A 19851-nucleotide genomic window follows, 5' to 3' on the forward strand; every position below is an offset into this window, starting at 1 on the left:
AAACTGATCACCAGGTGGCGGCCCCGCCCCTGCGCAGCCGGCCCGCTTCCCTGCTTGATCCGAGCGTGCAGCACACAGCGAATCCCCAAACACCCCACGCTAAAGAAGCGTATTCTCCTGACGATATCCAGGGTTTCATCACCGCGAGTCAGATCCATGCGATTGAGTCCACGGTTCGCCATGCTGGCTGTTGCTGCGACGATGCTGTCAGCTTGCGCGACGGCATTTTCGCCCGCGTCGATCAGCACCACCATCGCGGTGACCGCTCCCCCACCGGTCGAGAAATCGCCGCGCGACGGCGGATCGTCGACCGACCTGTCGGTCATTGGTCAGCCCGCATCTCCATTCCGCACGCTTCTGTCCGTTCGCGAATGCGCTGCCGCCAAATGCGCGGCGGGAATCGCCAAGCCGACGCTCGCGGTCACGGTCCAGCGTGTGTCCGAAGGACAGGCAGCGATCCGCTTCTCGGTCAACGGAGAGATCGGCAGCAGCCAGACGCTGACATCGCAAGCCGGGAACGCCACGTCGGAAGTCACCATGTCGATCCCGTCCGGCGTGACGCCGATCAACGATCAGTTTGCCGTCGATCGGGTCGCGACGATCAAGGTTGGCGAGTTCCGCCACGTGGCCTTGCCGCACGGCATCCATGCCTATGTCTGCGTCGCCATACCGAACGCCAAAGGCGTGACGGATGGAAGCTGTGATTTCAGCCGGGTGCGGACGACCAAGGGAGCCGAGCTCGGCATTTCAGCGCTCTGACCCACCCGTCACGGCGCCAACACGGACGGGGCCCGACACTTGAGCAATGCCGATCGACACTCGCGTCACGGGTGCCGGATGTAATCCACCAGCGCCCGCGTATATTCGTCCGGCTTTCGGTCAAGCAGACTCACCACGATCGCCACCGCGAACCCCGCCGGCACCCCGAACACCCCCGAACTGATCGGCTCGATCCCGAACCACGTGCGGCCCGCGAACCCCGTCAGCTGCGTGAAGTACGGATAGGTCGACACGATGTAGTACACGCACACCGCCAATCCCGTCACCATCCCCGCGATCGCGCCACGCGTCGTCGTGCGCTTCCAGAACACGCCGAGCACGAGCACCGGAAAGAAGCTCGATGCCGCCAGCGAAAACGCGGCGCCGACGAGAAACAGGATCTTCCCGGTATTGAGCGACGCGACATACGACGCGAACAGCGCGACCCCTAGCAGCAGCACCTTCGAGATCGTCACGCGCCGCTGGCTGGATGCATCGGGCGCGACCATGCAGTAATAGACGTCGTGTGACAGCGCGTTCGCGATCGTCAGCAGCAGCCCGTCCGCGGTCGACAGCGCCGCGGCAAGCGCACCGGCCGCGATCAGCCCCGACACGACATACGGCAGCCCGGCGATTTCCGGCGCGGCCAGCACGACCATGTCCGGCTGCATCTGGATTTCCGACCAGTGCACGATGCCGTCGCGAATCACCTCGACGACGCTGATCAGGTCGGGTTCGAAGTGATGCCATTGCGTGACCCACGCCGGCAATTCGGCGAACGGCCGCCCGACGAGGTTCGCGAGGATCTCGTACTTGATCAGCACCGCGAGCACCGGCACGCTCAGGTAGAACAGCGCGATGAAGAACAAGGTCCACCCGACCGAGCGCCGTGCCGACGCAACCGACGTGGTCGTGTTGTAGCGCGTCAGGATGTGCGGCAGGCTCGCGGTGCCGAGCGACAGGCACAGCAGCAGCGCGAGGAAATTCCGCTCGCGCGGCTTGCGTTCGTCTTCGCTCGCGGCAGGAAACGGCTCGTGCATCGGCACGGGCGGCTCGGCACGCGCCAGCAGATCGTCGCGCGCCTGCGTCCACGCGACACGCGCGGCCGCCGGATCGCGCGGGAAGTCGGCCAGCTCGCGCTCGCGCTGGCTGATCTCGCGCAGCGGTCCGTTGTGGCGCCGCAGGTCGGCCAGCTGGTCGGCGAGATGCCGGCGGGCGTCCGCATAGGATGCCGGCAGCCGGTCGAGCCGCGTCTGGATATCCGCGGCCTGCCGGCGATACGCGTCGCGCACCTGCTGCTCGTCGAACGCATCGCGCACCTGCGCCTCGCGCGCCGCGACACGCTCCATCAGCTTGCCGTAATTGAACTGCGGCACGGGGCCGAGCCCGTTCTTCATCGCGATCAGCGACACCGGAATCAGGATCGCGCTGATCAGGATGATGTACTGCGCGACCTGCGTCCACGTGACCGCGCGCATCCCGCCGAGAAACGAGCACACGAGAATGCCCGCGAGCCCGCAGAAGATCCCGATCGCGAAATCGACGCCGATGAAGCGCGTCGCGATCAGGCCGATCCCCTGGATCTGCGCGACCAGGTACACGAACGAACACAGGATCGCCGCACCGGCCGCCAGCGCACGCACGGCCGTGCTCGAAAAGCGCGTACCGAGAAAATCGGGAATCGTGTAGCGCGCGAGCTTGCGCACATAAGGCGCGAGCAGGAACGCGACGAGGCAGAACCCGCCCGTCCACCCCATCACGTAGGCGAGCGCATCGTAGCCGGTCGCGTAGAGCGATCCGGCCAGGCCGATGAACGATGCGGCCGACAGCCAGTCGGCCGCCGTCGCCATCCCGTTGAAGGCAGACGGCACGCGCCGCCCGGCCACGTAGTATTCGACGAGATCGGACGTGCGCGACAGCAGCCCGATCACCGCATACACGGCGATCGGCACGAACAGGAACACGTAGCCGATCCAGACGCCGGAGCCGGTGGCCCGCTCGATCCGCCACATCAGCAACACGAACCCGAGAAACCCGAGCGTGTAGAGCGCGTAGGCGCGGATCAGTCGGCGCGTCAGCATGGATCAGCGTCCACCGTTCGCGTGGCCGGCGCGTGCCGCATGATCGTCGTACGCACGGCGCAGCGTGCGGTCCGCGCGTTGCATCAACCCGATGTAGACGACGATCAGCACGAGATACACGAGAATCGCGCCCTGCGCGCCGACGTAGAACGGCAGGCTGAACCCGGCGAAACGGATCCCTGCGAGCGCGGGCCCGAAGAACGGCACGATGAACGATACCGAAAAGCCGATCACCATCAGCACCGCGATCAGCGCGACGTTGAAGCGCCAGTAGCGTGCGTGGGCACGCGCGAGCGGCTCGGGAACGGGGGGAGGCGCGGCAGGCGCGGGACGGGTCGGAACGGTCATGCCGTTATGTAACAAAAAGCCCCTGCGCGGGCAATCGGGATTGCCGCGCAGGGGCTCGTGCGCGTGATGCGCAACCGGTACGATCAGCGCACTTCGGCGAGCTGTTCGAGGATGGCCGGGTTCTCGAGCGTGGACGTGTCCTGCGTGATCGCCTCGCCCTTTGCGAGTGAACGCAGCAGGCGCCGCATGATCTTGCCCGAGCGCGTCTTCGGCAGGTTGTCGCCGAAGCGGATGTCCTTCGGCTTCGCGATCGGCCCGATCTGCTTGCCGACCCAGTCACGCAGCGTCTTCGCCAGCGCCGCGGCTTCCTCGCCTTCCGGACGCGAACGCTTCAGCACCACGAACGCGACCACCGCCTCGCCCGTCGTATCGTCCGGACGGCCGACCACGGCCGCCTCGGCCACGAGTTCGTGCGAGACCAGCGCCGATTCGATTTCCATCGTGCCGAGCCGGTGGCCCGACACGTTCAGCACGTCGTCGATCCGGCCCATGATCGTGAAGTAGCCGGTGTCCTTGTCGCGCACGGTGCCGTCGCCGGCCAGATACAGCCGCCCGCCGAGTTCCTCGGGGTAGTAGCTCTTCTTGAAACGCTCCGGGTCGCCCCAGATCGTGCGGATCATCGCGGGCCACGGGCGCTTGACGACGAGGATGCCGCCCTGCCCGTTCGGCACGTCCTGGCCGGTTTCGTCGACCACCGCGGCCATGATGCCCGGCAGCGGCAGCGTGCACGAACCGGGCACGGTCGGCGTCGCGCCCGGCAGCGGCGTGATCATGTGGCCGCCCGTCTCGGTCTGCCACCACGTGTCGACGATCGGGCAGCGTTCCTGGCCGACGTGCTTGTGATACCACATCCACGCTTCCGGATTGATCGGCTCGCCGACGGTACCGATGATGCGCAGGCTCGACAGGTCGTAGCTCTTCGGATGCACCTTGTCGTCGGCCTCGGCCGCCTTGATCAGCGAGCGGATCGCGGTCGGCGCGGTGTAGAACACGGTGACCTTGTGGTCGCCGATCATCTTCCAGAAACGCCCGGCGTCCGGGTAGGTCGGCACGCCTTCGAACACGACCTGCGTGCCGCCGCATGCGAGCGGGCCGTACGTGATGTACGTGTGGCCCGTGACCCAGCCGATGTCGGCCGTGCACCAGAACACGTCGGTGGGCTTCCAGTCGAAGGTCCACTTCATCGTCTGCGCGGCCCACAGCAGGTAGCCGCCCGTGCTGTGCTGCACGCCCTTCGGCTTGCCGGTCGAGCCCGACGTATACAGGATGAACAGCGGGTGCTCGGCGCCGACCCATTCCGGCTCGCACTGGTCGGATTCGCCGGCCGTCAGTTCGTGCATCCACAGGTCGCGCTCGGCGTGCCAGTCGATCTTGCCGCCGGTGCGGCGATAGACGATCACGCTCTTCACGGCCTCGCAGCCGCCCAGCGCGATCGCTTCATCCGCGATGCTCTTCAGCGGCAGCGTCTTGCCGCCGCGCGCCTGCTCGTCGGCGGTGACGAGCGCCGTCGCGCCGACGTCGACGAGCCGCTCGTTCAACGACTTCGCGGAGAAGCCGCCGAACACGACCGAGTGCGTCGCGCCGATGCGCGCGCAGGCCTGCATCGCGACGATGCCTTCGATCGACATCGGGATATAGATGACGACGCGGTCGCCCTTGCCGATCCCGCGCTTCTTCAGTGCATTCGCGAACCGCGATACGCGCGCGAGGAGATCCGCATAGGTGACGCGCGTGACGGTGCCATCGTCGGCTTCGAAGATCACCGCGACGCGCTCGCCGTTGCCGGCTTCGACGTGACGGTCGAGGCAGTTGTACGACGCGTTCAGCTCGCCGTCGTCGAACCACTTGTAGAACGGCGCGTTGGACTCGTCGAGCACTTTCGTGAACGGCTTGTGCCACGCAAGACCCTCGCGCGCGAGACGCGCCCAGAATCCTTCGTAATCGTTCTCGGCTTCGGCGGCGAGCGCACGATAGGCCGGCATGCCGGAAATGGTCGCCGCCTGTTCGAGCGCCGCGGGCGGCGCGAACTGACGGGTTTCGTGAAGAACCGATTCAATCGCAGACATCGACTACCCCTTGGTGAACATGAATCCTCTGCATGGCGGCGCGATCGTGCGCACCGCGCGTCTTGGCCGGCGCAAGCGCGCCGCTGTCTCCTACCCACCACCCGCGCACGGCCCGGAGGCTGCTGCGCGATGCTGCGCCGCACCACATCGCACGATGGCGACCGGGCGGCCCGACAGTTTCCACAATAAGCGCTCCAACTTACCCGTCACTTACGCGGCACGGCCGTTTCGCCCGTCGGGCGGCGCCGCTTGTAGCTTTACGCTGTAACGAGCGCGACCCTACAATCCTAACTGAACTCGCCTTCCGGATTCCAGCTTGAATCGCTACGCTTTCTTTCTCGTGCTGTCGATGCTGTTCGTCGGCAGCAATGTCGGTATCGGTAAATCGATCGTCGTCTTCGTTCCCGTCGCCATCCTCGCCACGCTGCGCTTCGTGATCGCGATCGCCGTGCTGTGGCCGCTGTTCAGCCCGGTGAAAATGCGCACGGTCAAGCGCGGCGAATGGCTGAACCTGTTCATGCAGGCGTTCTTCGGCACCTTCATGTTCACGCTGCTGATGCTGAACGGCGTGCAGCGCACGAGCGCGGTCGCCGCCGGCGTGATCACCAGCACGATCCCGGCGATCGTCGCGTTGTTCGCGTGGCTGATCCTGCGTGAAAAACCGAACGGCCGTGCGCTCGTGTCGATTGCACTCGCGATCGCCGGCGTCGTGACGATCAACCTCGCGAACGGCAGCGCGGCCGGGCACGGCGCGTCGTCGCTGACCGGCAACCTGCTGATCCTCGGCGCGGTGTGCTGCGAATCGATCTACGTGATCCTGTCGCGCCGCCTCACGCAGACGCTCGCGCCGATCGACATCTGCGCGTACACGCACCTGTTCGGCCTGTGCCTGATGCTGCCGCTCGGCGCGACGGCCATGTGGCATTTCGATTACGCGAGCGTGCCGGCCGGCACCTGGGCGCTCGTCGTCTGGTATGGCCTGTCGGCCAGCATCTTCTCGTTCTGGCTGTGGATGAAAGGCATCCGGCACGTCCCGGGCAGCCTCGCCGGCGTGTTCAGCGCGGTGCTGCCGGTCGCGGCCGCCGCGTACGGCATCGCGTTCCTCGGCGAGCGCCCGACGCTCGCGCACGGCATCGCGCTCGCGTGCGTCGTCACCGGCATCGTGCTCGCCAGCCTGCGCGTGAAACGCGTGCCGGCTGCCGCCTCCTGATCCGTCCCCGGCACTGCCGGCGCGTCACTGCAGTCGCGCCGGCCGACGCGTTACAATAGCGCGCCTTTTCAAGATTACCCCCGATACCAGCGCACCGCGCTCGACTGTCCACCATGTCTGCCCCGCATTCGCCCGGCCGCCCCGCGCGTCGCCCGCTTCGCCCGCTTCCCGCGCTGATTTTCATGAGCCGCTGGCTCCAGGTTCCGCTCTACCTCGGCCTGATCGTTGCGCAAGCCGTCTATGTGTTCCTGTTCCTGAAGGAAGTCTGGCACCTGCTGTCGCATGCGACGAGCCTCGACGAAATCAGCGTGATGCTCGCGGTGCTCGGCCTGATCGACGTGGTGATGATCTCGAACCTGCTGATCATGGTGATCGTCGGCGGCTACGAGACGTTCGTGTCGCGCCTCGGCATCGAGGGCCACCCCGACGAGCCCGAGTGGCTCGACCACGTGAACGCGGGCGTGCTGAAGGTCAAGCTGTCGATGGCGCTGATCAGCATTTCGTCGATCCACCTGCTGAAGACGTTCATCAACCCCGACCAGCACACGATGCACGCGATCATGTGGCAGGTGATCATCCACGTGTCGTTCCTGGTGTCGGCGCTCGTGATGGCGTGGGTCGACCGCCTGACGACGCACACGCACCCGGCCCATTTCCACGAGCCCCACGCCCACGGCGCGCACGCGCCCGCGGCGAACGAGCCCCGCAAGCCGGCCGACGCAGCCGTCAACGCATAAACGCATTCCCCACAGTCCCCACAGAGTCTCAGCCATGACCGTCATCAAACAGGAAGACCTGATCCAGAGCATCGCGGATTCGCTGCAGTACATCAGCTACTACCATCCGCTCGACTACATCCAGGCCCTCGGCCGCGCGTACGAGCTGGAAGAAAGCCCGGCCGCGAAGGATGCGATCGCGCAGATCCTCACGAACAGCCGCATGTGCGCGGAAGGCAAGCGCCCGATCTGCCAGGACACCGGTATTGTCACGATCTTCGTGAAGGTCGGCATGGACGTGCGCTGGGACGGCGCGACGATGGGCCTCACCGACATGATCAACGAAGGCGTGCGTCGCGGTTACACGCACCCGGACAACGTGCTGCGCGCGTCGATCGTCAATCCGCCGGAAGGCGCCCGCAAGAACACGAAGGACAACACGCCGGCCGTGATCCACTACGAGATCGTGCCGGGCGACAAGGTCGACGTGCAGGTCGCGGCGAAGGGCGGCGGCTCGGAGAACAAGTCGAAGTTCGTGATGCTGAACCCGTCCGACTCGATCGTCGACTGGGTGCTGAAGACGGTCCCGACGATGGGCGCGGGCTGGTGCCCGCCGGGCATGCTCGGCATCGGCATCGGCGGCACGGCCGAAAAGGCGATGCTGATGGCGAAGGAATCGCTGATGGAGCCGATCGACATCCAGGAAATCATCGCGCGCGGCCCGAAGGACTGGGTCGAGGAACTGCGCGTCGAACTGCACGAGAAGGTCAACGCGCTCGGCATCGGTGCCCAGGGCCTCGGCGGCCTGGCAACGGTGCTCGACGTGAAGATCATGGCTGCACCGACGCACGCGGCATCGAAGCCGGTCGCGCTGATCCCGAACTGCGCGGCAACGCGCCACGCGCACTTCGTGCTCGACGGCTCGGGCCCGGCCAAGCTTGAAGCACCGTCGCTCGACGCATGGCCGAAGGTCAACTGGGAACCGAACACGGAAACCAGCAAGCGCGTCGACCTGAACACGCTGACGCCGGAAGAAGTCGCGAGCTGGACACCGGGCCAAACGCTGCTGCTGTCGGGCAAGATGCTCACCGGCCGCGACGCCGCGCACAAGCGCATCGCCGACATGCTCGCGAAGGGCGAAAAGCTGCCGGTCGACTTCACGAACCGCGTGATCTACTACGTCGGCCCGGTCGATCCGGTCCGCGACGAAGTGGTCGGCCCGGCAGGCCCGACGACGGCCACGCGCATGGACAAGTTCACCGAGACGATGCTCGCGCAAACCGGCCTGATCTCGATGGTCGGCAAGGCCGAGCGCGGCCCGGTCGCGATCGAGGCGATCAAGAAGCACAAGGCGGCCTACCTGATGGCCGTCGGCGGTGCGGCGTACCTCGTGTCGAAGGCGATCCGCGGCGCGAAGGTGCTCGCGTTCGAAGACCTCGGCATGGAAGCGATCTACGAGTTCGACGTGCAGGACATGCCTGTAACAGTTGCTGTCGATTCGTCGGGCACGTCGGTGCACCAGACCGGTCCGAAGGAGTGGCAAGCGAAGATCGGCAAGATCCCGGTCGCAGCCGCTTAAGCGCGATCGAACGAAAGGCCGGACGGGTGTCCGGCCTTTTTACTTCTCATTCTCATTATTGTGTGTGGCCGGTTGTTCGAGGCTGATTCTCATTACATGCAAAAGGCAGGCCCGGCAAGGCTTCGAGGCTTGGCTTTTCTCGTTCGAGCGATTATCTTTCGGTTTCTGAAGCCCCACTGAACAAGGAACAAGCCATGCAAGGCGACAAGAAAGTCATCGAATATCTGAACGCCCAGTTGAAGAATGAACTCACGGCGATCAACCAGTACTTCCTGCATGCGCGCATGTACAAGCACTGGGGCCTCGAGAAGCTCGGCAAGCACGAGTACGACGAGTCGATCGGCGAAATGAAGCACGCCGACTGGCTGATCGAGCGCGTCTTCATGCTCGACGGCCTGCCGAACCTGCAGGATCTGCACAAGCTGCTCGTCGGCGAGGAGACCGAAGAGATCCTGAAGTGCGACCTGAAGCTCGAACAGATCTCGCAGTCCACCTGCAAGGAAGCGATCGCCTACTGCGAATCAGTGCGTGACTACGTGTCGCGCGAGATCTTCGAAAAGATCCTCGACGACACCGAAGAGCACATCGACTGGCTGGAAACGCAGATCGACCTGATCGGCAAGGTCGGCCTGCAGAACTACCAGCAAACGATGATGGGTACGCCGGAGTAAACTCGCTCCACGCTTCCTGTTACCGCCCCCGGCCCGTTCATGTCGACACCTTCCGTTATTCCTGCGACGGCCACGACCGTCGCCCCCATCGGCATCTTCGATTCAGGGCTGGGCGGCCTGTCGGTGCTGCGCGCCGTGCGCGCGCAGCTGCCCGACGAATCGTTCATCTATGTCGCCGATTCGCACCATGCGCCGTATGGTCCGCGCGACGAGGCATTCATTACGGAACGCACGCTGGCAATCGGCGAGTGGCTGGCCCGCGAAGGGGCGAAAGCGCTCGTCATCGCGTGCAACACGGCGACCGCACGCGCGATCGCTGCAACCCGCGAACACCTGTCGATGCCGCTCGTCGGCGTCGAGCCGGGCATCAAGCCGGCCGCCGCCGTGTCCGCGAGCGGCGTCGCGGGCGTCCTCGCCACGCAGTCGACGCTGAACAGCCCGCGCTTCCAGGCGCTGCTCGACCGCTACGGCGCCGGCCGCCGCTTCATCTGCCAGCCCGGCCACGGGCTCGTCGAAGCCATCGAGCGCGGTGATACGAATTCGCCCGCGTTGCGCGCGCTGCTCGACAGCTACCTGCAACCGATGCTCGACGACGGCGCCGATACGCTGGTACTCGGCTGCACGCATTACCCGTTCTTCACGGAAACGATTCGTGACCTTGTGGGCGACCGCCTGACGCTCGTCGACACCAGCGACGCGATCGCGCGCCAGCTCGTGCGCGTGCTCGACGAACGCAACCTGCGCGCACCGGCCGGCACGCGCGCGGCACCGCCCCGCTTCTGCTCGACCAGCGACGGCCGTCAACTGCAGGTGCTCGCATCGACGCTGCTCGGCCTCGCAGCGCCAATCGAATCCGTCACCATTTCCTCGCCGAACGCGCGCGCCTGCGCGACCGCCTGACACCGGCCGGCAGCCCTCTTCCGCGTGCCGTTCCACCACCCCGACGTTTCAAGGGTCCGATGACCTTAAAAAAAGCCCGCCCCAGGCTTGTCAACGTCCGCAAATTTAATGATAATAATTCGCATTACCGTTAGCTATCGCAACTCATCATGATCGTCTGCGTGTGCAAGTCCGTTTCCGATCGCAAGATTCGCGCGTCCCTCGCAGAGGGCGTGAACTCTTTCGATGAACTCCAGTTCGAGCTTGGCGTGGCCACGTGCTGCGGCAAGTGCGAGGAGTCCGTACGCGACCTCATGGCCGAACAAGGCGTCTGCGCGAGCCGGTGCGGTGTCGAGCATCATGCTCACCCGATCCCGGTCACGTTCTACGAACGCAAGGCCGCCTGACCGGCGCCGAGTGTGCGCATGCGGCCCAGGCCGCATTTTTTGTTTTGACCGTCAGCAAGCCACCGTCTGCGCGAGCCAGCGGCTTACCTGCCAAGGAGCCTGTCATGGAATTGCTGATCGGATTTGTGACCACCGTTTGCATCTCGCTGCTGATCTTCCGCAAGTGATGCCGATTCACCCGCCGCGCCCCGGGTGCGACATCGTTCTTTCAAGCTAACATGCAGGCTTCGCATCTCGCTCCTGCCGGCGCCGTGCCGGCAGCACCACGTATGAATCCCCGAGTGATCGTCGTCGCGGTCGGTGTGCTTGCCGCACATGCGATCATGCTGACGGCCGCCTGGCTCCATCGCAACGCGCCGCCGCCGCCGAAGGAGATCGCGGTTCAGTCGATCACCGCGCAGCTCATTGCGCCTGCGCCTCCCGCCCAGCCGGTCGCGGTCCAGTCGGCCGCGCAGCAGCCTACGCCGCCCAAGCCCACGCCGCGCGTGAAGCCGAAGGTCGAGCCGAAGCCGGTGCAGAAAGCGGTCCCGACGCCTCAGCCCGTCTCGCAGGCACCGTCGCCGACGCCCGCGCCGGCAGTGGCCGATCCGACGCCGGCTCCCGCCGCGCCGGCGCCTGCTGCGCCCGCTGCAGCACCCGGCCCGGCGCGCGAGACGATGCAGGTCAGCGCGCCGAAGAACGTGTCGGCGCTCACCTGCAATTTCGTCAAGCCGACCTATCCGTCGATGTCGCGCCGTCGCGGCGAAACGGGCACGGCCTATGTTCACTTCATCATCGGCGTGACGGGCAAGATCGAAAGCGTCCAGCTGCAGAAGAGCAGCGGCTACCCGCGCCTCGACGAAGCCGCACTCGAGGCGACGCGCGCCAGCACCTGCCCGCCGTATATCGAGAACGGCCAGGCGATCCGCGCCGCCCATACGCTGCCCTTCAACTTCACGCTTGACGACTAACCCGTCATATTCGGTAGATTCAAAGGAAACAAGAAAATGCAAAGCTACGGTATCGCGCACGTCTGGGCGCAAGGTGATTTCGTCACGCGCGCCATTGCGATCACGCTGCTCGTGATGTCGGTCCTGTCGTGGATCGTGATCGTCATCAAGGGCTGGAACGTGATCCGCCTGAACCGCCTGACGAAGAACGCCGAACAGGCATTCTGGCATTCCGACAATTTCGACGACGGCGTCAAGAAGCTCGGCCTCGCCGCATCGACGCCGAACGACAATCCGTTCCTCGCACTCGCGCTATCGGGCAAGGAAGCCGCCGATCACCACCACCAGACGCAACCGCACCTGCACGACCGCATGGACGTGTCGGACTGGGTCACGCGCTGCCTGAAGGACACGATGGACGAAGGCATCTCGCGCATGCAGAGCGGTCTCGCGATCCTCGCGTCGATCGGCAGCACCGCGCCGTTCGTCGGCCTGTTCGGCACGGTCTGGGGGATCTACCACGCGCTGCTCGCGATCGGCGCATCCGGCCAGACGTCGATCGACCAGGTCGCGGGCCCGGTCGGCGAATCGCTGATCATGACCGCCTTCGGCCTGTTCGTGGCGATCCCGGCCGTGCTCGGCTACAACGCACTCACCCGCGCGAACAAGGGTGTCGTCAGCAAGCTGCGTCGCTTCGCGCACGGTCTGCATGCGTATTTCGTGACGGGCGCGAGCCTTGCCTCGTCGTCGACGCGCGACGGCCTGCGTCTCGCGACGCGCGCCAGCTGAGGCGGGGTGAACCATGGCAATGAACACCGGTTTCAGCGACGATGACGACGATGCAGTGATGAGCGAGATCAACATGACGCCGCTCGTCGACGTCATGCTCGTACTCCTGATCATTTTCCTCGTGACGATCCCGGCGATGCAGCATGCGGTGAAGATCGACCTGCCGCACGCCAGCAGCCAGCCCGTCGACGAAAAGCCGCAGACGGTCGACGTCGCGATCCAGGGTGACGGCACGATCCTGTGGGACGACCACACGGTCACGCGCGCACAATTGCAGGAACGCATCGCGGAAGCGGCAAAGCGCACGCCGCAGCCGGAGTTGCACCTTCGTGCGGATCGCAAGGTCGCGTACGAACACGTCGCGGAAGTGATGTCGGATGCGCAGGCAGGCGGCCTGACGAAGCTCGGCTTCGTCACGGAGCCGGGCGCGAAAGCGAAGTAACGCGCGCACGTCTTGCGGTAGCGCATCGCCGATCGCACCTCGCCGGCCACACACAAAGTAAAAGGCCTTCATCGCCAGATGAAGGCCTTTTTTCATGCGCACGCGGGCGCCTTCGGGCGGCGGGCTCTTTGGCGGTATCGGTTGCGCCTCGAGCAACGCAAATGCGACTCTGCCGTGGTCTGCACGGACTGCGCGTTCTGCCCTATCTGGCTCACAATATATGCGGCCACCTGATTTCGCTCAGAACTTCCTTCACGAAATGGGATTTCAATATAGGCCCGCCCGCACGCGCATTCAAGGTTCCGGCGATTGAAACTTGCGATTGCAGGCGACGCTTCAATGACAAAACAAATTTGCGTCGCCGTGTGCGTCGTGTTCAGGTCGCCGAAACATCGGCCGCCGCTTCCTTCTTAGCGCGTTCCGGACACCCCGGATCCTGGTAGGCGCCATGATCGAGCTTCTCGACCAGGTAGTCGACGAACGCACGCACCGCGGGCGGCATCCCCTGCCGCGACACGAACACCGCATACAGTTGCGGCACCGGCAGCGTCCAGCCCGGCATCACCGGCGACAGTTGCCCCGCACGCAGCGCGTTGCCGTACATCATCTCCGGCAGTGCCGCGATGCCGAGGCCATCGAGCACGGCTTCACGGATCGTCATCAGGTCGGCCGTCACGAGCCGCGGGTCGTGCTCGTGCACGTGACGCGTACCGTCCGGTGCGATCAGGTTGAACACGTGCCGCCCGTCGACGCTCGGCGTATCGAGCGTCTCGAATCCGCTCAGGTCATCCGGTACCAGCGGCGGCGCATTCTGGCTCAGCAGGCTCGGCGCGCCGACCAGCATCTGCTCGGTGCGCCACAGCGGCCGCACGACGATGTTCGCGTTCTGCGGCGGCTCCGAGCGCACGCGCAGCGCGACGTCGATCGAATCCTCGAACAGGTCGATCACGCGATTCGTCACGCGGACGTGCACCTTCACCTCGGGATAGCGACGCAGGAATTCGGGCAGGATGCGCGACAGCATCGTCTGCGACAGCGTCACGGGCACACTGACGCGCACCGAGCCGCGCGGCGATGAGCGCAACTGCTGCACCGCGTTCATCGCCGCCTGCGCTTCGGCCAGCATCGCCTGGCAATGCTGGTAGAAAAGCTCCCCCGCCTCGGTCAGCGCGAGCTTGCGTGTGGAGCGCTGCAGCAGGCGCACGCCGAGCGCCGCCTCGAGTTCGGTCAGGCGCCGCGACAGGCGCGATTTCGAGATGCCCAGCACGCGCTCCGCGGCCGAGAAACCGCCATGTTCGACGACCTGCGAAAAGTACATGAGGTCGTTCAGGTTGTGTGCATCGATATTCATCTCATCGTTCCATTTTCAGAACAATCCATTGCGCACCGTCGCGAATCGAACGGTAAAACGCCCAATATAATAGCGCTATGTTTCAAAAATAACGCTATTCCGATCATTTCGAGGGTATCCGCATGACGACCGCTCGCTCGCTTGACCGCACCTACCCCGCGCTTCGCACGACCGAAGGCGGCGGCTTCGTGGTTCATCGACCGTTCCCGACCCGGCTGTTGATGGATTTCGATCCGTTCCTGCTGCTCGACGAAATGGGTCCCGTCGACTACGCGCCCGGCGAAGCCAAGGGCGCGCCCGACCATCCGCATCGCGGCTTCGAGACCGTGACCTACGCGCTCGACGGGCGCTTCCGCCATCGCGACTCGTCCGGCCATGCCGGCACGCTCGGCCCGGGCGACGTGCAATGGATGACGGCGGGCGCCGGCGTCGTGCACAGCGAGATGCCCGATCCTGAATTCGCGCAGACGGGCGGCCGCTCCCACGGCTTCCAGCTGTGGGTCAACCTGCCGCGCCGCGACAAGCTGATCGCGCCGCGCTACCAGGAGATCCCTGCCGACCGCATCCCGACCGCGACCTCACCTGACGGCCGCGCACGTGTGCGCGTGATCGCCGGCGAAGCGTTCGGCGTCCGCGCCGCGATCGAGACACGTACACCGATCCTCTACCAGCATTTCACGTTGCAGCCGGGCGCAACGGTCACGCAGACCGTCCCGGCCGGCTATCGCGTGTTCGCCTATCCGATCGACGGAACGGGCCTCTACGGGCCCGCCAGGCAGGCGGTCGATGCGCGACACATGGTCGTGTACTGCGATGACGGCGACACGGTCACGTTCACCGCCGGCGACACGCCGCTCGACCTGCTGCTGATCGGCGGCGTGCCGCTCAACGAGCCGATCGTCCGCTACGGCCCGTTCGTGATGAACACCGAGGAAGAGATCCGGCAGGCGGTCGTCGACTACCAGACCGGTCGCATGGGGCGCATCGAAGCATGACGCACGGACGGGCGCGCAGGTGCCGCGAAACCGCCCGTTTTGCGTCACAATGACTTCTTGAACCACGTGGCCGCCCGCCACCAGAAGGAACCCGTCCCCTTGAACTTCGAACATCTGATCCAGATCAATTCCGACGATCCGGCCGTGCCGACCCTCACCCGCGACCAACTCTGGGAAGGTCTCGTGTTGCGCGCCGAACAGCCGCAACTGTTCGTGCTCGGTCTCGACAGCTGTGTCGTCCACGAACGGACGGACACGACGCTCGAACGTGAGCTGCACTACGGTCACGCGACCGTGCGCGACCACGTCACGTTCACGCCGAACCAGCAGGTTCGCTACGACATCCTCGCCGCCGACGGCGAGATCGGCGGCTCGCTGACGATGACGATCGAGGAGCGCGACGACCACGAGCTGTTCCTGCGTTTCGAATACCGCACGACGCTGGTCGTCACGGACGACAGCGAAGACGCGCGTCAAACGCACGGGATCGTCAAGGAAGCGTACCGCACGTCGGATATCGACACGGTCCGCCTGATCCGCGAGTACGCGCAGGGCCGCAAGGACCCCGATCCGCTGCACTGAACCCGGTGGCGGCCCGCGGGCCGCCCCTTTGATTCAAGCTATCAGGCTTGCCATTCCGATCGATAAAGAGTTTTTGTAAATGGGAATAGTTATCATTTAGAATTCATTCCATCGTATCGACAGTCACCGATCAACCGAATGACCGACACCATGCGCCCGACCCCGACCACGCTGACCTTGCGCCGCACGACCGGCGCTGCAGGCAGCAGCCGTCAGAAGACGGCAGCGGTCACCACGCCGGCGAAGCCTGCCGGCAACCGCGAAGCAGGCACGCGGGTCGTCAGCAGCGATGCGCTGCTGCAAGGCCAAAGCCACGTCAGCATCGCGCATAACGGAGAGACCTATCAGTTGCGCGCCACACGGCTCGGCAAACTGATCCTGACGAAGTAAGACAGAGTATTGTGGGGACCACCTCCCTGAGAGGTGTTGGGCATTAGCCAGCGTAACGGCTTGCACGCGAGATCTAGACCCCTTCGTGCAAACACACTCAAGCAGCCGTTGCAGCAAGCCAAGCCACTTTTTTTGGTTCTCGCACAAGGAAGAAAAAAAAGCGACACGTCCTTCGACGTGTCGCTTTTTTGTTTGGGCGGCCCATGCGTGAAGCATGCCGCCCAGGTTCGTTACCGCGTCGCTGCGTGACCGCCGAAGCGGCACGCGATCCGCATCAGAAACCCCAGAACATCAACCACCATGCGCTGTCGATGACGGCAAGCCCGGCGGCGAACCATGCGAATGCCGCAAGCCGGCGCAGCCAGCCCGCATAGCGCCCCGTCACTTTCCACGCGAGCCACGCACTCCATGCGTTGGCGCCGACCAGGATCGCGACGCGTACATCGGTCGCCCACCCGAGCGGTACATGCTCGGCACGCAGCAGCGACAATGTCGTGGCCGACAGGCCAAGGAACACACCCGCGCCTGCAATCGGAATCAACGCCTGTGCAAGATGATGCAGCCGCACGCGATCGAAGCGGCCGAGCATCAGCGTGGCGCCGGCCAACAGCACCAGCAGCGCCGTGCCGTACACGAGCCCCGTGCCGACGATGTAGCTGATGACCAGCCCGCCGTCGAGCCACGAGAACACGTCGTTGCGATCGGGATAGTGCGTGAGCAGGAACCACGGCGCATTGGTCTCGAGCGGCCACGTGATGTCATGGTCGATCAGCCAGCCCGCGAGCCATTGCTTGATCTGCACGAACCACGGGCTGACGGTCCAGTGGAACGCACCGATCGCGACGCCGAGCAGGCCGTACAGGATCAGCGCGGTGTCCCACGGGTTCGCCTGCTGCGCGCCGAGGTTCACGACTTCGTCGGACGGCGAGCGCAACGACAGCGAGATCGCATCCCGGTGCCCGCTGCAGCGGCCGCACATGTGGCAGTCCGCCGCGCCCTTCATGTTGCGCAACGGCACGAGCGGCGCGCAGTTGATCGGAATCACGCGATGGCCATGCTCGCCGTTCTTGTACGACCGGCGCCATGCATCCTCGTCGACCTTATAGCGCATCGGCGCGAGCCGCGCGAGCAGCCCGAATACGCCGTTGACCGGGCACAGGTACTTGCACCACACACGCTTCTCGCGGCCGTACAGCACGCCGATCACGATCGCGCCGACGGTCGAGCCGCCGAGTACGAACAGCACCGCGAGCGGGTACTGGTACACGCTCACCATCTGCCCGTAGATCGTCGTGAGCCCGAACGCGACGAACGGCCAGCCGCCCCACCGCATCCAGCGCGGAATCGGGCCGCCGCGGCCGAACTTGCTCGCGAATTCGGTGAGCGCACCTTCCGGACACAGCACGCCGCACCAGACACGGCCGAGCATCACCATCGACAGCAGTACGAACGGCCACCAGATACCCCAGAACGTGAATTGCGCGATCAGCGTGAGGTTGTTCCACAGGTGCGCGGAGTCGTCCGGCAGCGGCAACACCGCCGGCACGATGATCAGGAACGCATAGACGGCGACGACGGCCCACTGGATGCCGCGGATCAGCGCACCGTGGCGCTGCATCCATTGGCCGGCCTGCGCGAGCCAGCCCTGCTTGGCTGCGGCGACAACACTCATGCCGCGCGACCTGCCGCAACCGACGGACGACGGCTCGCGCGCTTCATCAGCAGCCAGACCACCGCCCAGTACACCGCATACGCGACCAGGTTGGTCAGCGCCGGGTGAGCACGATAGCCGGTCAGCGTGGCGACGAGCGAGCCGAACGTGCCCGAATCATCGAGGATCGCGGACGTGTCCCACACCTGCGAAATGCCGAGCGGCAGGATTTCCTTGTCGATCAGCTTGTCGACACCGGTCTGGAACAGGCCTGCGCCGAGGAACAGCAGCATCACTTCCGTGACGCGGAAGAAATGCCGCCACGAGAAGTACTTGCCGCCGAGCTGCAGCAGGTAGAACGTGAAGAACGCGAGGCCCAGGCCGATCACCACCGCGAGCATCTGGCTGCCGTCAACGTGACCCGACTGGCCGAAACCGAGACCGTACAGGAAGATCACCGTCTCGCTGCCTTCGCGCGCGATCGCGAGCGCGACCAGCACCGCGACGCCCCACCAGTTCGAATCGCGCGTGCTCTGCTGCAGCGATTGCTCCATGTCGCGCTTCAGCGTGCGGCCGTGCCGGCGCATCCACAGCACCATCTGCACGATCAGCACGCATGCGATCAGCACCATGGCGGTCTGGAAGTAGTCCTGCGCGTCGCCGGACAGCACTTCGGTGAAACCGACCAGTGCGGCACCGAGGCCGACGGCCATCAGCAGGCCGACACCGACGCCGGTCCAGAGAAAAGGCAAGCCGCGGCGCGCGTCGTCGTCGCCGTTTTTCAGCCATGCATAGAGAATGCCGACGACGAGCAGCGCTTCGACGCTCTCCCGCCAGACGATGAACAAGATCTGACCCATCGATACCTCCTGACGCGCAGTACACCAGGCTGGTGTGCCCGCGCGCAGATAAAACGCATTACTTCGCGACGATCACGCCCTGCGCCTGCTGGTGGAAATCGTCGAAAAACTTGTATTCACCCGGTGACAACGGTGCGACGACCACGAATGAATCGGCGCCCGGCGCGAGCACCTTCTCCTTGCGCAGTTGCACGCTCTCGAATTCGGCGGCGCCCTTGCCGGTGTTCTTGATTTCGATCTTGAAACGCTGGCCGGCCGGCACTTCGATGCGGGCGGGGTTCAGCTTGCCGTCCGTCATCTCGAGCTTGAACGTCGGCAGATCGGCAGCGTACGCTGCGCCGGCAAGCCACAACGCAGCGGCTGCGGCAACGATTTTCTGGGGAATTTTCATTCTGGGTTCTCTACGCCGACGGCGCGCCGAAGCGCGCCGTTCGTGATGCCACCGATCAGTAACCGCCCTTCTTGCCGATACCGGCGAACGGGAAGTCGTACTCGAGGGTAATGGGCTTGAACCATGCGCCCACACCCGTTTCCTTGTCGATGTGACGGCCGAACGCCATGTGGCCCGTCTGCATCGGCGGCTTGACGACCATCGTCAGGTGGTACTTGCCCGGGCCGTTCAGCTTCACGTTGTCGCCGTAGTGCGGACCGTCGCTCGCGACCATGCCCATCAGGTCGCCTTCAGCCTTCCACTTCGTGTCGCCCTGCTTCGTCAGCTTGTACGTGACCTGCAGGTACGGCATCCAGTCGCCTTCCGCGAAACCCGTCGGGTTGTTCTTGACCGCATGGATGTCGGCCTCGAGGTGGATGTCGGAATCCGACGCCTTGCGCATCATCCCTTCCGGGTCCATCGTGATCGGCTGCAGGTACACCGCGCCGATTTCCATGCCGCCCTGGATCTGCTGCTTGCCGATCGGATATTCGGCAGCCGAGGCCGACATCGCGGCAAGCGCCGCCGCTACCGCAACCGTCGTGCGGATGAACGAAGAACCCAACATGGACACTCCTTGTTATTTGATCTGGAACCATGCGGACCGAACACCAGCCGGCCCACTGAAAACACTAACGCGACGAAGAACGTTAATGCGAACAATTCTCAATAATCACGAAGTTTAGCACCGAACCTGTTTCTGAACAAACGACGAG

At 64.9% G+C, this 19851-nt stretch carries 21 protein-coding genes; 13 read left to right on the forward strand and 8 right to left on the reverse strand.

All coding sequences use genetic code 11. The features are described 5' to 3' along the window. The first annotated feature begins 156 nt into the window (after positions 1-156). A complete protein-coding gene (locus F3J15_RS27075; RefSeq protein ID WP_166895080.1) occupies positions 157-759 on the forward strand; it encodes a hypothetical protein in 603 nt (200 codons plus the stop codon). 65 nt (positions 760-824) lie between these two features. On the opposite strand, the gene F3J15_RS27080 is transcribed toward F3J15_RS27075, so the two are convergent. The 3 genes from F3J15_RS27080 to acs all read right to left on the reverse strand — a co-directional run bounded on the left by F3J15_RS27080 (position 825) and on the right by acs (position 5254). Further along, a complete protein-coding gene (locus F3J15_RS27080; RefSeq protein ID WP_166895082.1) occupies positions 825-2840 on the reverse strand; it encodes a sodium:solute symporter family protein in 2016 nt (671 codons plus the stop codon). Positions 2841-2843: 3 nt separating this feature from the next. Next, complete coding sequence (locus F3J15_RS27085; protein WP_089431320.1) at positions 2844-3188, reverse strand: DUF4212 domain-containing protein; 345 nt, start codon at positions 3186-3188, stop codon at positions 2844-2846. A gap of 83 nt (positions 3189-3271) precedes the next feature. Beyond that, positions 3272-5254, reverse strand: coding sequence for an acetate--CoA ligase (gene acs / locus F3J15_RS27090; RefSeq protein WP_069248434.1), 1983 nt, complete (start codon positions 5252-5254; stop codon positions 3272-3274). Between the two features lie 316 nt (positions 5255-5570). Between acs and F3J15_RS27095 the strand changes: the two genes are divergently transcribed. From F3J15_RS27095 to F3J15_RS27135, 9 genes are all read left to right on the forward strand, one after another. Beyond that, entirely contained in the window at positions 5571-6464 is an 894-nt protein-coding gene (locus F3J15_RS27095; protein WP_166895084.1) for a DMT family transporter, read from the forward strand. A 113-nt stretch (positions 6465-6577) separates the two neighbouring features. Beyond that, the gene (locus F3J15_RS27100; RefSeq protein ID WP_039370107.1) at positions 6578-7201 is read left to right on the forward strand and encodes a TIGR00645 family protein; all 624 of its coding nucleotides are present in this window, start codon (positions 6578-6580) and stop codon (positions 7199-7201) included. 34 nt (positions 7202-7235) lie between these two features. Then, positions 7236-8759 carry a fumarate hydratase gene (locus tag F3J15_RS27105; RefSeq protein ID WP_166895086.1) on the forward strand — a complete coding sequence of 508 codons (1524 nt, stop codon included), beginning with the start codon at positions 7236-7238 and terminating at the stop codon, positions 8757-8759. A gap of 194 nt (positions 8760-8953) precedes the next feature. Beyond that, entirely contained in the window at positions 8954-9430 is a 477-nt protein-coding gene (gene bfr / locus F3J15_RS27110; RefSeq protein ID WP_039370101.1) for a bacterioferritin, read from the forward strand. A 39-nt stretch (positions 9431-9469) separates the two neighbouring features. Then, entirely contained in the window at positions 9470-10330 is an 861-nt protein-coding gene (gene murI, locus F3J15_RS27115; protein WP_166895088.1) for a glutamate racemase, read from the forward strand. 149 nt (positions 10331-10479) lie between these two features. Further along, positions 10480-10716: a (2Fe-2S)-binding protein gene (locus tag F3J15_RS27120; RefSeq protein ID WP_039370093.1), complete on the forward strand. Its 237-nt coding sequence runs from the start codon at positions 10480-10482 to the stop codon at positions 10714-10716. A 218-nt stretch (positions 10717-10934) separates the two neighbouring features. Continuing rightward, on the forward strand, positions 10935-11666 hold the full coding sequence (locus tag F3J15_RS27125) for an energy transducer TonB (protein WP_166895090.1): 732 nt from the start codon (positions 10935-10937) through the stop codon (positions 11664-11666). A 36-nt stretch (positions 11667-11702) separates the two neighbouring features. Further along, on the forward strand, positions 11703-12434 hold the full coding sequence (locus tag F3J15_RS27130) for a MotA/TolQ/ExbB proton channel family protein (protein ID WP_085043642.1): 732 nt from the start codon (positions 11703-11705) through the stop codon (positions 12432-12434). Positions 12435-12447: 13 nt separating this feature from the next. Then, entirely contained in the window at positions 12448-12876 is a 429-nt protein-coding gene (locus tag F3J15_RS27135; RefSeq protein ID WP_039370086.1) for a biopolymer transporter ExbD, read from the forward strand. A gap of 376 nt (positions 12877-13252) precedes the next feature. Here the strand turns inward: F3J15_RS27135 and F3J15_RS27140 are convergent, their stop codons facing one another. Further along, positions 13253-14227, reverse strand: coding sequence for a LysR family transcriptional regulator (locus F3J15_RS27140; RefSeq protein WP_069248441.1), 975 nt, complete (start codon positions 14225-14227; stop codon positions 13253-13255). Between the two features lie 122 nt (positions 14228-14349). Here F3J15_RS27140 and F3J15_RS27145 point away from each other — a divergent pair, with 122 nt between their 5' ends. The 3 genes from F3J15_RS27145 (at position 14350) to F3J15_RS27155 (ending at position 16194) form a co-directional block, all read left to right on the forward strand. Then, on the forward strand, positions 14350-15222 hold the full coding sequence (locus F3J15_RS27145) for a pirin family protein (RefSeq protein WP_166895092.1): 873 nt from the start codon (positions 14350-14352) through the stop codon (positions 15220-15222). Positions 15223-15321: 99 nt separating this feature from the next. Next, positions 15322-15804: an SRPBCC family protein gene (locus F3J15_RS27150; RefSeq protein WP_039370078.1), complete on the forward strand. Its 483-nt coding sequence runs from the start codon at positions 15322-15324 to the stop codon at positions 15802-15804. A 138-nt stretch (positions 15805-15942) separates the two neighbouring features. Next, on the forward strand, positions 15943-16194 hold the full coding sequence (locus tag F3J15_RS27155; RefSeq protein ID WP_166895094.1) for a hemin uptake protein HemP: 252 nt from the start codon (positions 15943-15945) through the stop codon (positions 16192-16194). A gap of 274 nt (positions 16195-16468) precedes the next feature. Here F3J15_RS27155 and F3J15_RS27160 read toward each other — a convergent pair whose 3' ends face one another. From F3J15_RS27160 to F3J15_RS27175, 4 genes are read right to left on the reverse strand one after another with little or no spacing between them, the layout of a single operon-like run. Then, positions 16469-17866 (reverse strand): 4Fe-4S binding protein, encoded by a 1398-nt coding sequence (locus tag F3J15_RS27160; protein ID WP_166895096.1) that lies wholly within the window; start codon positions 17864-17866, stop codon positions 16469-16471. Further along, the gene (locus tag F3J15_RS27165) at positions 17863-18705 is read right to left on the reverse strand and encodes an FTR1 family protein (protein WP_069248444.1); all 843 of its coding nucleotides are present in this window, start codon (positions 18703-18705) and stop codon (positions 17863-17865) included. The genes F3J15_RS27160 and F3J15_RS27165 overlap by 4 nt, the downstream gene beginning before the upstream one ends. A gap of 58 nt (positions 18706-18763) precedes the next feature. Further along, entirely contained in the window at positions 18764-19096 is a 333-nt protein-coding gene (locus F3J15_RS27170) for a cupredoxin domain-containing protein (RefSeq protein ID WP_027786891.1), read from the reverse strand. Positions 19097-19151: 55 nt separating this feature from the next. Then, positions 19152-19703, reverse strand: a complete 552-nt coding sequence (locus F3J15_RS27175; RefSeq protein WP_021163417.1) for an iron transporter — start codon at positions 19701-19703, stop codon at positions 19152-19154. Between the last annotated feature and the right edge of the window lie 148 nt (positions 19704-19851).

Origin of the sequence: Burkholderia sp. Ap-955 (genome assembly GCF_011753045.1) — a bacterium.
GTDB classification, from domain to species: domain Bacteria; phylum Pseudomonadota; class Gammaproteobacteria; order Burkholderiales; family Burkholderiaceae; genus Burkholderia; species Burkholderia lata_D.